Origin of the sequence: Formosa bonchosmolovskayae, assembly GCF_051016085.1 — a bacterium.
GTDB lineage: Bacteria > Bacteroidota > Bacteroidia > Flavobacteriales > Flavobacteriaceae > Formosa.
Genome location: NZ_CP174605.1, coordinates 2,933,991 through 2,948,828, shown reverse-complemented (window position 1 = coordinate 2,948,828; position 14,838 = coordinate 2,933,991). Strand labels below are relative to the sequence as shown.

Here is a 14,838-nt window from a genome sequence, read left to right as displayed (position 1 = left end):
GTTGCAAATTTAATACTAATAATTCGATTAATAAATCCGATCCCATGTTAATCCTGAAATAGTAGAGACAAACAAAATAAACCCTGTTGTGCTTTCTCGGCTAAAGGGTTTTGGATATTGTGAATTCATAAAATTTATCTCCTGTTTATTGGAAATCTTAAATAATTACAAGAAGTTTTATAAAGGATGATGTCTTATTTCTTATCGGCTTCGCTTTTTCATACTTTAGTGACCAAAGAAATATCCCTAATGAAAAAAGTCTTTATTCTAGCAGTCTGCTGCATCTTCGCGTTTACCAATTGTAAACAACCTAAAGAAAACACTATTACAAATACCTATGCAGAAGAACCGCATTCCTTTGCGCAACCAAACCAGGCCGTAATTACACATTTAGATTTAGATATTGCTGTGGACTTCGATACGCAAATAATTAGCGGAACGGCTACTTATAATATCAAAAACAACAATGCCAAAGAAATCATTTTAGACGCAAAATATTTAAATATTATAGATGTAAAAGCCGATGGAGAACAAACAGCATTCACTTTAGGTGATTCGGATGAAAAACTCGGGCAACCATTAGCGATAAGCATTCAAGAGACGACTAAAAAAATTGCCATCACCTATCAGACTACAGATAAAACAGAAGCCTTGCAATGGTTAAATGCCCAACAAACGGCAGATAAAACAAATCCTTTTCTCTTTACTCAAGGTCAAGCTATTTTAACCCGAACTTGGATTCCGATTCAAGATAGTCCGCAAATTCGTATTACCTATAACGCAACGGTAAAAGTACCTTCAGAATTAATGGCGGTAATGAGTGCCGAAAACCCTAAAGAAAAAACAGCCGATGGTGTGTACACTTTTAAAATGACACAACCTATACCTGCCTATCTTATTGCACTTGCCATTGGAGATATAGAATACAAAGCCATAAGCAATAGAACCGGTGTTTATGCTGAAAAATCTATGATTGAAAAAGCACATGCCGAATTTTCAGATATGGAAAAAATGGTCGCTACGGCCGAGAATTTATATGGCGCCTACGATTGGGAACAATTTGATGTTATAGTCCTTCCTCCTAGTTTCCCGTTTGGTGGTATGGAAAACCCTAGATTAACTTTTGCAACACCAACAGTTATTGCTGGGGATAAAAGTTTAACCACTTTAGTCGCTCACGAATTGGCACATTCCTGGTCTGGAAACCTTGTAACCAATGCCACGTGGAATGACTTTTGGCTTAACGAAGGCTTTACCGTTTATTTTGAAATCAGAATTATGGAAGCCCTTTACGGCAAAGAACGTGCCGACATGCTCGCATTAATTGGACGCCAAGATTTAGACGATGAATTAGAATCTTTAAAAGACAGTCCGAATGACACCAAACTAAAATTAGATTTAAAAGGTCGTGATCCTGGCGATGGAATGAACAGTATTGCATACGACAAAGGCTATTTATTTTTAAGGACCCTAGAAGAAAAAGTCGGTCGTGAAAATATGGATGCTTTTTTAAAATCCTACTTTAAAACACATGCCTTTTCTACCACAAACACAGAAGATTTTATCACCTATCTAAATATTAATTTATTAAATAAAAACAATATTACGTTTAATACAGAAGAGTGGATTTACGAGGCAGGTATTCCTGATAATGCCGCGGTTATAAAATCTGATGCCTTTACAACCGTTAAAAATGTATTAACCACCTTTATCGAAACCGATGCAATCGACACTGCAAAAACTAGTGAATGGCCCCCACAGGAATGGGTTTATTTTATCCGAAACTTCCCTGAAGATATCACCACGTCACAGATGCAACACTTAGACGATACCTTTAATTTTTCGGAATCGACAAACTCTTATATCACTATGGTCTGGTTTGAGCAGTCTATATTAAATAACTATCACGGAAATGATGTAGATGCACGAATTTCTAAATTCTTAAACACAGTCGGCAGACGCTGGTATGTAACAACACTCTTTAAAGCCTTTAAAAAAGCCGATCGCATTGACGAAGCCTTAGCAATTTATAAAACCGCACGACCTAACTACCACACGGTAACAGCAAATACAATTGATGCTTTATTAAACGAATAACACATACAGACGTAACAACAAAGGAATCAAATATATACCTGTTTTTTAAAATTAACTTTTAGTAAGTATTTTGTGTGGAGTACTTAAAAGAATTTAATTGTACCTTTGTTGCCATATGCATAAAAATAAACTTACAGATTGGTTACCAACAACTAACAAAGAAGTCAAACTTCGAGGTTGGGAAGAACTCGATGTTATTCTATTTAGCGGAGACGCTTACGTAGACCACCCTTCTTTTGGGCCTGCGGTTATTGGTCGTATTTTAGAAAGTTACGGCTTAAAAGTTGCTATTGTACCGCAACCCAGTGTTAACGATAATTTACAGGATTTTACTAAACTAGGAATACCAAAGTTATTCTTTGGCGTGACTGGTGGTTGTATGGATCCTATGGTTAGTAATTATACCGCAAGTAAAAAACGTCGAGATAATGATGCCTATACGCCTAATGGTGATAAAGGTTTCAGACCAGATTATGCCACCTCTGTATATACTAATATTTTAAAGGAAAAATTTCCTGATGTTCCTGTATTAATTGGAGGGATTGAAGCGTCTTTGCGTCGTGTAACACATTACGATTATTGGAGCGACAAACTTATGCCTTCTATTTTAGAAACGTCTAAAGCAGATATGCTAGTTTACGGTATGGGAGAACAACCCTTACGTGAAGTTGTAGAGCTATTACAAAAAGGTGTTCCTTTTTCAAGTTTAAGAACCGTAAAACAAACGGCTTTTTTATTGAATGCAGAAGAAGATCTTCCGAAGAATAAAAACTGGCAGGATGTCGAAATTCAATCTCATGAGGTCTGTTTAAAAGATAAAAAGAAATTTGCTTCTAACTTTAAGGTTATCGAGCAAGAATCTAATAAGCTTAATGCCAACAGAATTTCTCAAAAAATAGGCAACAAGACATTAGTTATTAATCCGCCGTTTCCAACCATGATGGAAGCAGAGATTGATGCGTCTTTCGATTTACCATACACACGATTACCGCATCCAAAATATAATAAACGTGGACCTATTCCTGCGTTCGAAATGATTAAGTTTTCCATTAACATTCACCGTGGTTGTTTTGGTGGGTGTAGCTTCTGTACCATTTCGGCACACCAAGGAAAATTCATCGCTAGTCGTAGTCAAGAATCTGTTTTAAAAGAAGTCGACAAAGTTGCTAATATGCCAGATTTTAAAGGCTATTTATCAGATATCGGTGGACCTTCCGCCAATATGTATAAAATGAAAGGTAAAGTACAGTCCATTTGCGATAAATGTGTTGCACCTTCTTGTATTTCGCCAGTAATCTGTAGTAATTTAGATACGTCTCACAAGCCTTTAACTGAATTATATCAAGCGGTAGATAAGCATCCTAAAATAAAGAAATCGTTTATTGGTAGTGGTATTCGTCACGATATGTTGGTTCCTGAATTTAATAAAAATGCAGATCCAAAAGAATTAGACGATTATACCGAAGAAGTAATGACCAAGCATATTTCTGGACGTTTAAAAGTAGCTCCAGAACATACGTCTGATCCTGTTTTAAAACTAATGCGTAAACCGTCATTTTCATATTTTCACAAGTTTAAAGAACGTTTCGATAAGATTAATATTAAGAAGGATTTAAAACTTCAATTGATTCCTTATTTTATATCAAATCATCCTGCCTGTGAAGTTGAAGACATGGCAAATTTAGCCGCGGAAACCAAAGATATGGGATTCCAATTGGAGCAAGTGCAAGGTTTTACACCAACGCCTATGACTGTGGCTACTGTTATTTATTATAGTGGTTACCATCCGTACACACTAAAACCAACGAAAACACCAAAATCTAAAAAAGAGAAGGACGAACAACACCGATTCTTCTTTTGGTACAAGCAAGAAAATAAAGATTGGATTAAAAAAACCTTGAACAAGGTTGGAAGACCAGACTTATTGGACGTTTTAATACCTGAGAAAAAAGATAACAAACCGGCTTGGAAAAAGGTAAATCTTAAACCTGTTAAAAACACGTTTGACGATGCTATTCCTTCTACAAGCGAAGGCACTACATTTGGGTCTCGACGCAAAAAGAAACAAGCTTCTCGAAAGAAAAGACGTTAAAAAAATAAGGTATTAATGTCTAATCTTGAACTTGTAGCAGAAAACAACGATTATATTGTTGTAAACAAAACATCCGGACTTATCACAGAGAAAAGTCCGTATGAGCGTAATACCGTCGAAACTCAGGTATTCCAACATATACTAAAGAAAAAGCCAAAACCTTATGTTGGTGTGATTCACCGATTAGATCGTGTAACAAGTGGTGTTCTAATTTTTGCTAAGAAAAAAAGTGTTTTAGTCTCTTTTAACGCTCTTTTTAGCACACGTAAAGTTCAGAAAACGTACTTGGCGATTGTTAAAAATAAACCGCCCAAAACAAAAGGACAATTGGTGAACTTTCTAGTAAAAAACAACTTAGAAAAGAGAGCCGATATTGTGGAGTCTAAGTCTAAAAACACTTTAGATTGCAGACTTTCTTACACGGTTATCGACCAAAACGATTTTGGTTACCTTTTAGAAGTGAAACCAAAAACTGGACGATTTCATCAGATTAGAGCACAATTATCGCATATCGGACTGCCTATTATTGGAGACGACAAATATGGTTCCGATCAAAAGTACATACCGCAATCTGTTTGTCTTCATGCCTGGAAACTCACGTATGAAGATTCGGAAACCAAGACTTCTACAACTTTTGAAGCCCCTTTACCAAAAAATAAATTTTGGAGCTTTAAATCCGTTTAAAATGCGGTATTTTAAATGTCCTTTTATTTTGCCTATTCTCCACTAACTTCAACTTAGAAGGTATAGAAATTAAAGTTTTCATAAAATAGTACATCTTAGCATTAAACGCTTTTAAAGTATTCAGGTCTAACCTTAAAAGTATAGATATGAGACAATATTTGTTTTTAATGCTGTTAGTGTTAAGCATACAAATCTTCGCACAACAAACCACAGAACAATTAACAGCCACAATTATTGGTTCAGGCTCTCCAAAATTTAATACTGAACGCTCTGGACCATCGGCACTCATTTCATATAAAAACACACACATTTTGGTGGATATGGGAAATGGAACCCAAGCCAATTTAAATAAAAACAACACCAAAATTAAAGACATTGATGGCATCCTTTTTACGCACCATCATTTAGACCATAACGAAGAGTTTACCCCAATATTTATTCAATCGCTATTGGGAGGCAATACATTCACGGTTGCAGGGCCAGCGCCAACAACCACTCTAATAGATCATATTCTAGATACGTATGAAGAAGATATAAGTTATCGGCTTTCCAAATCTGGACGCAGTTTAAACGGTGTTAAAAACAATTTCTCTGCTAAGAATTTACGGGGTAATGAATCATTTTATATAGGTGATATCAAGATTACATGTACCGAAGTAAATCATGCCATTACTACCTATGCATATCGGTTTGATGTCGGTAACCAATCTATAGTTATTTCTGGAGATTTAACCTATTCTAAGTCTTTAAGTATATTAGCAAAAGATGCCGAATATTTAATTATGGATTCCGGTGGAGCCATTGCATTAGGCTCTAAGAAAAAACCGAGCAGAACCAATAGCAATGCCAGAACTAATAAGCGCACCGGAAACAAAGAAAAAGCTCATGTTAATTTAGAAGAAAGCTCGTTAATGGCAAAAGAAGCACATGTTAAAAATGTAGTCTTAACACACTTCAACTTTACAGAAATCGACGAAGAAGCTACAACATCCGAAATACGTAAAAACTACAGTGGCCCTGTAATATACGGTAAAGATTTACTAACTGTTCCGCTTACTATTTCCACTGCATCTACTAAAAATTTAAATTACACCTACCCTATTGTAGATACAGATCTTAACACTTATTACTCCGATGCAGATAAAATCTCTAGACCCGAAGTAGGCGATGCTTTTTATGGGCAGGATGCCCATTACAATGGGAATCCGCCGTCGTATACAGATAATCAAGATGGTACTATAACAGATAACATTACAGGCCTCACTTGGGAAAAAGATATGGGTTCGAAAATGACTTACACCGATGCATTTAAAAAGGCGGCACACTCTACTTTAGGTGGCCACTCAGACTGGAGAGTACCAACAATAAAAGAACTTTATTCACTAATCTTATTCACTGGACAGGTTAAAGGAGAGCATGCCATAGAAATGTTTATTAATACCGATTACTTTATGCAACCCTTAGGGGATTCGACTAAAGGTGAACGCGAAATTGATGCACAAACTTGGTCGTCTACCGAATACGTTGGTCGTACCATGAAAAATAATGAAACCGTTTTTGGAGTAAATTTTGTAGACGGGAGGATTAAAGGTTATTCTAAAATAAATCCGCGAACGCGTACAGACAACACCATGTATTTTCGCATGGTTCGTGGTGATTCTACCTATGGATATAATAATTTTATAGACAATAAAGACGGCACAGTTAGCGACTTAGCTACGGGTTTAATGTGGCAAAAAGCAGATGATGGAAATGGTCGGGATTGGGAAGATGCTTTACGCTATGCAGAACATCTTGAGCTAGGCACATATTCCGATTGGAGATTACCCAATGCCAAAGAACTCCAAAGTATAGTTGATTATAGCCGATCCCCACAAACCACTCAATCTCCAGCCATACATCCAGTCTTTGAAACTACAGAAATTACAGATCCTATCGGAAAACAGGGTCAATATCCCTATTTCTGGTCAAGTACGACACACTTAGACGGAAAAAATCCAAGTGCCAATGCCGTTTATATTTCATTTGGGGAAGCTCAAGGCGAAATGAGAGGTACTTTGATGGACGTACACGGAGCAGGTGCTCAAAGAAGCGATCCTAAAAGCGGAGATAAAAGTAAGTTCCCTCAGTATTTCGGACCTCAAGGCGATGTAAGATACGTTTATAATTATGTGAGAGCCGTAAGAGATATTAATCCGTCCTCAGCAAATCAAACAGAACAGCAATCCAATTCGCAAGATAATACCACGCTACGCCCAGCCAAACAAGCAAACGCTAATCCGGGTGCAAATACTCCACCTTCATTTGCAAGTATGTTAGAAAAAATGGATAGCAATAAGGATAATAAACTTTCAAAATCGGAAGTGAAAGGAAAATTAAAAGAGAATTTCGAAAACAGAGATCGTAATAATGATGGCTTTCTTACAGCAGATGAAATGACACAAAGAAAGCGATAAGAAATGGTTTTAGAAAATTGAGATATCATCCGTAGCCTGACTATCGGTTTGACTTAAAATATTCAAATCCATTTCATATTAAAAAGTTGCCTATTTTTATAATACCGCATGTAAAATGAAATACGGTATAAATTACAATTGCCATAATTTAGGAAACGCACACGACATGAATTTATCCACAGATTATACCAGTCAGAAGCTTACTCTTAAGCCAGATTACGAAGGGGAAGTAATTGCTGTGCTAACAGCTTCAAATTTTAATGCAGGAAATAGAAAAAGCATATTATACATTCATGGATATATTGACTATTTTTTTCATCCACATTTAGGCGAATTCTTTAACACCAATCAAATCGATTTTTATGCTCTCGATTTACGCAAGTACGGTAGAGCGCTATTACCGCATCAACATCCCAATTATTGTAAAAATATTGAAGAGTATTTCGAAGAACTATCACTAGCTATTCTACAGATAAAAAATAAAAGTAATGCTGTTTATTTACTTGCACATTCCACCGGTGGCCTAACAGCAAGTTGTTATATGAATTCCGGAAAAGAAAGACATCATGTTAATGGGCTAATTTTAAACTCTCCTTTTTTTGATTTTAATCAGACGTCATTGGAAAAATACATCAGTCAGTTTGTGGCAAAAATGGCTTCTAAAATATCTAGCTATGCCAAAATTAATGGCGTCCTCACTCCTGCTTATGCGCAAAGCATTCATAAAGATTATTTTGGTGAGTGGGATTTTAACTTAGACTGGAAACCGATAAAAGGCTTTCCTACCTACTTTAAATGGGTTTTGGCTATAGCACAGGCTCAGCAAAGTTTAAAACACTCGAACATACAAGTACCGGTATTGGTAATGCATTCTTCCGGATCTATAAAAACCTCAAAATTTTCTAAACAAGCCCTGTCTAACGATATTGTACTAAATATTGAGGACATAAAACGCATTGGAAAAACTCTTGGACACCATGTTACATTATTAGAAATTGAACACGCCCAACATGATATTTTTTTATCGGCTAAACCCGTTAGAGAACATGCTTTAAATAAAATGATGACTTGGCTTGCTAACAATTAAAAAAATGTAATATATCATAAACAATCATATAAAATATTCACTACTTACACCTTTATTTTAAAAATTCCGCTATTTACAAACCTTTTGGCCCACCTTTTGTTACTGAAAAAACAGCGCGCCGCACCCTATTAGATTATTATAAAAACTAGGTGTATATTTACGCGCTAAAATTCATTTTTTAACACTTACACTATTGCATATCAGTATAACACAGTAAATCACAAACAAATAAAACAACTTATTTTTAATTGATTTTTATATGATCACAAAAGGAATCTTAACCAGTAAATTTTTAATTTTTTTATCAATCGTACTTAGTATCGCTTGCAGTTCAGATAGCGAAAATAACGTAATAGATGAAACTGAAGAGCCAGACACGGAAATCCCTGAAGTAGAAGCGGAAAACATAACCTGGAAAAACTGGTATTTATCGGTTCCTATAGATGCTGGAAATGGAAAAGCAACATCCATTAAGTATACCGATATTGTGAATGATAATCTCACTGCTAGTCAGTCTAAATACTTCTATAAAAACGAAGATGGCTCGTACACACTATGGACTAAATTTACAGGAATTACCACATCGGGACTATCTGCTCTAGGCGATAAATATTGCAGAACAGAACTTAGAGAGTATTGGAGAGGAAACCAAACCACTACCGACAATTGGTCTATGGCCACTGGTGTTCATATTTTAGAATCTACTATTAATGTAGATTATGTAGAAGGAAACGGCCGTACTATAGTTGCACAAATTCACGGTATAGAATCTGAAGGCACCACTGGAAATCCAGCAACTGTAAAAATTAGATGGAACGACGGAATGATACAAATAGATCATTATACGAAACCGGCAAATAACGATCCGTGGACAAGCAAATACGATGAAAAAGTAGATTTTGGTCGTGTAGATAATGAAATTTTTACTTTTAAGATGAAAATTGAAAACGGAAAACTATACTGCGGGCTCGTGTGCGAAGCCAAAGGCTTAGATATTGCCTATACCGAAATATATGATTATGTGGGCAACGGTTATGTTCACGAAAACTACTTTAAAACGGGTAATTATTTTGGATGGCACGATGATTATGAAAAATCGGCTCAAGTAGTGCTTCACAAAGTGGTAACCGATCATAAATAAATAATACTTACCAATAGATAAAGTCTAATCCTGATTATCGGGTCATTTACATATAATTAAGCTCTGAAATTTTTAATTCCATTTAAAAGTTTCAGAGCTTTTAGTTTACATTTAAAACCTAAGATGTTATAATTACACTTTTAAACCACTAGCAAATCAGTATTATGACCATTAGACCAGCTACAGAACACGATCTTTATACCATTGTTGAATTACTTGCAGATGATGAGTTAGGAAAAACTAGAGAACAACTGGAGTACGCTGTTTCTAAAGATTATATACAGGCGTTTCAAATTATAAATTCTGATCCGAATCAAGAACTTATGGTTGTTGAAAACGAAGACAAAGCGGTTATCGCTACCTTCCAACTGACCTTTATTCAGTATTTAAATTATTGTGGCGGACTGCGAGCGCAAATTGAAGCTGTCCAGGTAAGAAAGGATTTACGTGGTATTGGTGTGGGAAAACACATATTTAAGTGGATTATAGAACGGGCAAAAGCACGTCATGCCGTTATTTTACAATTAACATCCGACAAAAGGAGACCAAGAGCCATTTCATTTTATGAAGATTTGGGCTTTATAGCCACCCACGAAGGCATGAAGATGCACTTTAAATACTGAAATCAAAATCGATTAGAAATTGTCTAAAAATAAGCTTTCATACTAACAGTCGAATTATTAAAAAATAAAAAAGGCAAATGAAGTACACTCCATTTGCCTTTTTTTTATTGATTAAATTGATGTTATTTTTTAATCATACGTTTATTTACGGTCTTAGAAGTTCCTGATAATCTCACAATATAAAGTCCAGAGTTTAAATGCGAAACATCTACAGATTGTCCATTATAAGACTGATTAACAATCAGTTTACCAACATGATCGTATATTTTTATATTATTGAACCCTTCTGCCCCACTAAATGAAATAGCATTTCTTGCCGGATTTGGAGATAAAACAATGTTACGCTCATCCAAAGGCGCATCTTCAATACCTAAAGCCGAGGCTTCAAATAATCTAAATTCAGACATACTTACCCAACTGCCATCGTAAACCGCCGCGCCTGTAACCGTTAGTTTAACAAAACGACCTTCTACAGGCGCAAACACATTTACAATAGGATTGCCTTCATCTCCCGGTGTTGTATTCTCAGAACGGTCTACAATTTCTGTATACGTTCCATTTTCGGTATCTGAAACCGAAATGGTATATTGATATGCTCTATCTGAATAACATACCACTTCCGATCTTCCTATAGCATATACTTGTCCTAAGTCTATAGTAGCAGTTTGCGGAAATCCTGAAACCGACCAGCGCGTTGCAGTCGATCCATCTACCAGATTTTCTACTTTATTATCGGCATCATGCGTTCCTGTTCCCTTTATCTCTTTTTTTAATGCTAAGTTAGTACCAACGGCGTCCTCAAGAACTGTAACATAGCTAGTAGCTGTAAAACCACCATCGACAGTAGTAACTGTAATTACGGCAGTTCCTGCAGACTTCCCTGTTATAACTCCACTGCTATTCACTTCTACTACACTAGCATCAGACGTACTGTAAGTCACCGTCTTATTTGTAGCATGTGCAGGACTAATGGTTTTTGTTAATTGAAAAGGTCCACCTATAGAAAGTTCAATATTACTTGGCGAAAGGCTAACGCCGCTAACCTCAATTTCGTCATGTACTACAGAAAAATCATAAACTAAAACCTCTCCATAATTCTCTGGTTTCCCGGTATCGTCGCCTTCATCTTTTGGATTGCTTTGGGTATAATTTCCAACTTTAAAATAGGATTGGTCATATTCCAAATCCATAACATAATCTCGATCCCCATCTTTAACTAAATAATCTGATGCCGTATTGTTATTGAATGCTTCAAGAAGGCTTCCATCTTCAGAATAATAGCAATAGTGTTTATTATCTTGTACTAAGAAAATAACTTCATGAATGGTTCCTAAGGTATAGGTGTTTGTGATACTAATATCAGATCTTAATTTACCACCATTAAACGATAAAAACAGATGAGAATCTTCTAATCGCAATACCATAGCATCATCAATGCCGGCTTCTTTATCGCCATGAATTTGAGTAGCTACCAATTCCGATTTATTTATAGGTAAGTGCGTAATGGCTTGTTTTACATAAAGCATATGCGAACCTTCGGTAGTCCAATATACATCGGCGCTTCCATCAGGCTCTCTTTCCCTAAGTTCCGAACGCACATTATCCGAGTTTGGAGTTGTTCCGTTATCCGTTCTTATAGGCGTGCGAAACACAATAGCGTCTTTATCGTCGTTCACAAAAAAGAATTCGTTATTAGGCTCGTCACATAATTTTTTTTCTTCCTCTCCTGTTGGATATGTAATTTTCCATTGTTTACAATTCTCCATAAGATCCGCGGGAATTTGAGCCCATAAATGACTTCCAAAATTGGAAAATAAAATTAAAAGTATTAAAATTTGTAAGCGGTTTGTGTAGTTTGTTTTCATGGCATTCTTATTAATAAATAAAAAATATAAAAATTGGTGTACCAATTTAATAGGGTACAAATTATGAAAAAAATAAGGGGAATTAAAACAATTGGTTAACCAATTTAAAAACAATTTACAACATCTTGTTTAGCCTAATTATTACTAAAATAATAGCACTTAAGATAAAGCACATTTTATGGGATATGGCCTTATAAAACGTTGTTATCTTAATTTATAGCTTCCTAAATTGAGATGCCGTAATTCCAGCATGTCGCTTAAAAAATTGATTAAAATTGGCAACCTCATTAAATCCCAAAACCTCGGCAATTTGTGCAATAGATGTATCCGTTTGGTGGAGCAGTGTTTTGGCATGTAAAACTTTATAATCTATAATCACTTTTTGAGCACTTTTACCTGTGGCTTTCTTCACGCATTCGGATAGATAAATAGCACTAATATTAAGCTTTGACGCATATGCGTTAACCGATAAAAAGTTGTTATGACTCGCTAAAATTTCATTTTCAAATTTAGCCATAATAGCATCAAATCTATTTAAAGGCACAATCCCCTCGTTATTATGCGTGATGCGTTTTACTTTATAAAGTAATTGAAAAAGTATAGCACGTATCATTTCCAAACTATCTATTTCAGTATGTCTAGACTCTTGGTATAAAGCCTCTGCTAAAGTAGAAATTTCTTTAAAATCGGTTTCGGACAAATAATACAAAGGCTGTGTATGTATCTTGAAAAAGGGAAACTGATTTTGAACTTCGTAGGGTTGTTTTAATCCCTCAAGAATGGCAGATTTAAAATAAATTACATAACCAGAATCATCTGTAGCATCGGCATTATTTTGGCCATAAGTTATGGTTTGAAATGGAGATACAATGGCTAATCCATTTGTCATTTTATTAAAATCCTGATCACCAATGCGCATATTTTTATTATGTTGCGCAATGATACCTATTTCGAAAAAATCCCGCTTATGCGGTTCTAGAAATTGTGGATCGGGATGCATTTTCCCATGGTCATGACGCTTTCCAAATTTTTTAATGTAAAACTGATTGTTGTAATCGGTAACATGGTCCAAATCGTTTAAAAAGTAAGTTTTTATGTTTGTGTAAAGCTCCATAGTTTATAACCGAGACATCAAAAGCAACAAAAAACCTTAATTACAATCTTTTTTACCCAAATTACAATGTAAATCACAGCTTTTAATCTTGTATTTTTACGAATTGAAATCGACTATACCATGTATAGTTTTTAACTCTGCGTATTATTAATGAGTTGCCTGGATTAAACCTTTTATAGTATACGCAGTCTAAATTTCCAAAATAGCCCGAATAGTAGTTATGAAAACAAACATACGTTTACTCATTTTAGCATTTTGTCTTACGCCTTTATTTTACGGATGTGTAGATAAAAAAAGTAAAACAGAAAGTGAAACGAAGATCACAGAAAATCTGAATATAAATGATAGTATTCCTGTTTACGATTTCGAAGCTTTAGAACCTTTATTATACACGAACAGCGATAAAATTCATATTGTAAACTTTTGGGCAATGTGGTGTGCGCCTTGTGTTAAAGAGCTTCCCATAATTAAAAAATACGCCGCAAGTCATCCGGATGTAGAGGTAACATTGGTGAGTCTTGACTTCCCTAGAGGCATTGAAACGAAGCTTAAACCTTTTTTAAAAGATAACGCCATAGACTTAAAAGTAGTACTATTGGACGATCCCGATTCTAATACATGGATAGATAAAATAAATTCTAATTGGTCTGGATCCATTCCGTTTACCATTATATTTAATAATGAAAAACGGTCTTACCACGAACGTGATTTTGAAAGTATTGAAGATTTAGAAACCGAAATACAAAACACCTTTAATAATTAATATATGAAAAAAGTAAGTATCCTTTTAGCAGGTCTTGTTTTAGCTGCAGGCACATTAATATCTTGTAAGAATAAATCTGAAACCAAAGAACACCCCACTACCGCAGAACATCATGAAGGCAGACCTGAACATCCAAAAGATGGTCCAGGACACCCACCAAAAGATCATGGCGATAGAAAAGGACCACCTCCAGGAGGAAACCATAGCCCGGTGCAGACTAAATCTTTAGAAGAAATTGGAGGTTATAAAATAGGAGATGTGGCTACAGATTTTGATCTTAAAAACGTAGATGGCACTCAATTTTCTTTATCTTCTATTAAAGACGCAAAAGGATATATTGTTGTGTTTACATGTAACGGGTGTCCGTTTTCTAAAATGTACGAAGACCGTTTAATTTCACTTCATAATACCTATGCACCTAAAGGATATTCGGTTATAGCAATCAACCCGAATGTAAGTCCAGATAATGCTACAGAAAGCTTTGAAGCGATGCAAAAACGTGCTGAAGAAAAAGCATTTCCTTTTGTATATTTAGCCGATGAGAAACACGATATATTTCCACAATACGGAGCTGTAAGAACACCTCACGTATTTTTATTAGATGCCGCACGCCAAGTTCAGTATATAGGAACGATAGACGACAATGCAAAATCTGCAGAAGACGTTAAAGTAAAGTATGTTGAAGATGCTATTGAAGCTTTAGAACATGGTAAAAAACCAGATCCTAACTTTACAAAAGCAATTGGTTGCCCAGTAAAAAGAAGTTAAGTTTACCCCAGTATATTAAACCAATTAAAATAGCGATTCAGACAAAATCTGAGTCGCTATTGTTTTTAAAGACAAACCTCACAATTTTTATCTGCTGTAATCACTTTACGATACTGCCTCTTTTAGAGCTTCCATAAGTATGCATCCC

At 35.4% G+C, this 14,838-nt stretch carries 11 protein-coding genes; 9 read left to right on the top strand and 2 right to left on the bottom strand.

Annotation, left to right across the window (positions count from 1 at the left end; all coding sequences use genetic code 11):
- The first annotated feature begins 249 nt into the window (after window positions 1-249).
- From ACKC83_RS12500 to ACKC83_RS12470, 7 genes are all read left to right on the top strand, one after another.
- The gene (locus ACKC83_RS12500) at window positions 250-2,097 is read left to right on the top strand and encodes a M1 family metallopeptidase (RefSeq protein WP_434035749.1); all 1,848 of its coding nucleotides are present in this window, start codon (window positions 250-252) and stop codon (window positions 2,095-2,097) included.
- A gap of 115 nt (window positions 2,098-2,212) precedes the next feature.
- Window positions 2,213-4,189: a YgiQ family radical SAM protein gene (locus ACKC83_RS12495; RefSeq protein WP_414034197.1), complete on the top strand. Its 1,977-nt coding sequence runs from the start codon at window positions 2,213-2,215 to the stop codon at window positions 4,187-4,189.
- 15 nt (window positions 4,190-4,204) lie between these two features.
- Window positions 4,205-4,873, top strand: coding sequence for an RluA family pseudouridine synthase (locus tag ACKC83_RS12490; RefSeq protein ID WP_434035748.1), 669 nt, complete (start codon window positions 4,205-4,207; stop codon window positions 4,871-4,873).
- A gap of 146 nt (window positions 4,874-5,019) precedes the next feature.
- Window positions 5,020-7,329, top strand: coding sequence for an Lcl domain-containing protein (locus ACKC83_RS12485; RefSeq protein ID WP_434035747.1), 2,310 nt, complete (start codon window positions 5,020-5,022; stop codon window positions 7,327-7,329).
- 115 nt (window positions 7,330-7,444) lie between these two features.
- Window positions 7,445-8,416 carry an alpha/beta hydrolase gene (locus tag ACKC83_RS12480; RefSeq protein WP_434035746.1) on the top strand — a complete coding sequence of 324 codons (972 nt, stop codon included), beginning with the start codon at window positions 7,445-7,447 and terminating at the stop codon, window positions 8,414-8,416.
- Between the two features lie 259 nt (window positions 8,417-8,675).
- Window positions 8,676-9,557: a polysaccharide lyase family 7 protein gene (locus tag ACKC83_RS12475; RefSeq protein ID WP_434035745.1), complete on the top strand. Its 882-nt coding sequence runs from the start codon at window positions 8,676-8,678 to the stop codon at window positions 9,555-9,557.
- A gap of 164 nt (window positions 9,558-9,721) precedes the next feature.
- A complete protein-coding gene (locus ACKC83_RS12470; protein ID WP_434035744.1) occupies window positions 9,722-10,180 on the top strand; it encodes an N-acetyltransferase family protein in 459 nt (152 codons plus the stop codon).
- Between the two features lie 122 nt (window positions 10,181-10,302).
- Here ACKC83_RS12470 and ACKC83_RS12465 read toward each other — a convergent pair whose 3' ends face one another.
- Together ACKC83_RS12465 and ACKC83_RS12460 are read right to left on the bottom strand one after the other, a co-directional pair.
- On the bottom strand, window positions 10,303-12,045 hold the full coding sequence (locus ACKC83_RS12465) for a polysaccharide lyase family 7 protein (RefSeq protein WP_434035743.1): 1,743 nt from the start codon (window positions 12,043-12,045) through the stop codon (window positions 10,303-10,305).
- A 214-nt stretch (window positions 12,046-12,259) separates the two neighbouring features.
- Complete coding sequence (locus tag ACKC83_RS12460) at window positions 12,260-13,159, bottom strand: helix-turn-helix domain-containing protein (RefSeq protein WP_434035742.1); 900 nt, start codon at window positions 13,157-13,159, stop codon at window positions 12,260-12,262.
- 220 nt (window positions 13,160-13,379) lie between these two features.
- Here ACKC83_RS12460 and ACKC83_RS12455 point away from each other — a divergent pair, with 220 nt between their 5' ends.
- Entirely contained in the window at window positions 13,380-13,922 is a 543-nt protein-coding gene (locus ACKC83_RS12455) for a TlpA family protein disulfide reductase (RefSeq protein WP_434035741.1), read from the top strand.
- Between the two features lie 3 nt (window positions 13,923-13,925).
- A complete protein-coding gene (locus ACKC83_RS12450; RefSeq protein ID WP_434035740.1) occupies window positions 13,926-14,690 on the top strand; it encodes a thioredoxin family protein in 765 nt (254 codons plus the stop codon).
- Window positions 14,691-14,838 lie beyond the last annotated feature (148 nt).

Bases quoted from the DNA above. Each gene is read 5' to 3' on its own strand.
- ACKC83_RS12470 (WP_434035744.1), top strand. From the start codon at position 9,722: ATGACCATTAGACCAGCTACAGAACACGATCTTTATACCATTGTTGAA.
- ACKC83_RS12480 (WP_434035746.1), top strand. From the start codon at position 7,445: ATGAAATACGGTATAAATTACAATTGCCATAATTTAGGAAACGCACAC.
- ACKC83_RS12485 (WP_434035747.1), top strand. From the start codon at position 5,020: ATGAGACAATATTTGTTTTTAATGCTGTTAGTGTTAAGCATACAAATC.
- ACKC83_RS12500 (WP_434035749.1), top strand. From the start codon at position 250: ATGAAAAAAGTCTTTATTCTAGCAGTCTGCTGCATCTTCGCGTTTACC.
- ACKC83_RS12455 (WP_434035741.1), top strand. From the start codon at position 13,380: ATGAAAACAAACATACGTTTACTCATTTTAGCATTTTGTCTTACGCCT.
- ACKC83_RS12495 (WP_414034197.1), top strand. From the start codon at position 2,213: ATGCATAAAAATAAACTTACAGATTGGTTACCAACAACTAACAAAGAA.
- ACKC83_RS12465 (WP_434035743.1), bottom strand. From the start codon at position 12,045: ATGAAAACAAACTACACAAACCGCTTACAAATTTTAATACTTTTAATT.
- ACKC83_RS12475 (WP_434035745.1), top strand. From the start codon at position 8,676: ATGATCACAAAAGGAATCTTAACCAGTAAATTTTTAATTTTTTTATCA.
- ACKC83_RS12450 (WP_434035740.1), top strand. From the start codon at position 13,926: ATGAAAAAAGTAAGTATCCTTTTAGCAGGTCTTGTTTTAGCTGCAGGC.
- ACKC83_RS12490 (WP_434035748.1), top strand. From the start codon at position 4,205: ATGTCTAATCTTGAACTTGTAGCAGAAAACAACGATTATATTGTTGTA.
- ACKC83_RS12460 (WP_434035742.1), bottom strand. From the start codon at position 13,159: ATGGAGCTTTACACAAACATAAAAACTTACTTTTTAAACGATTTGGAC.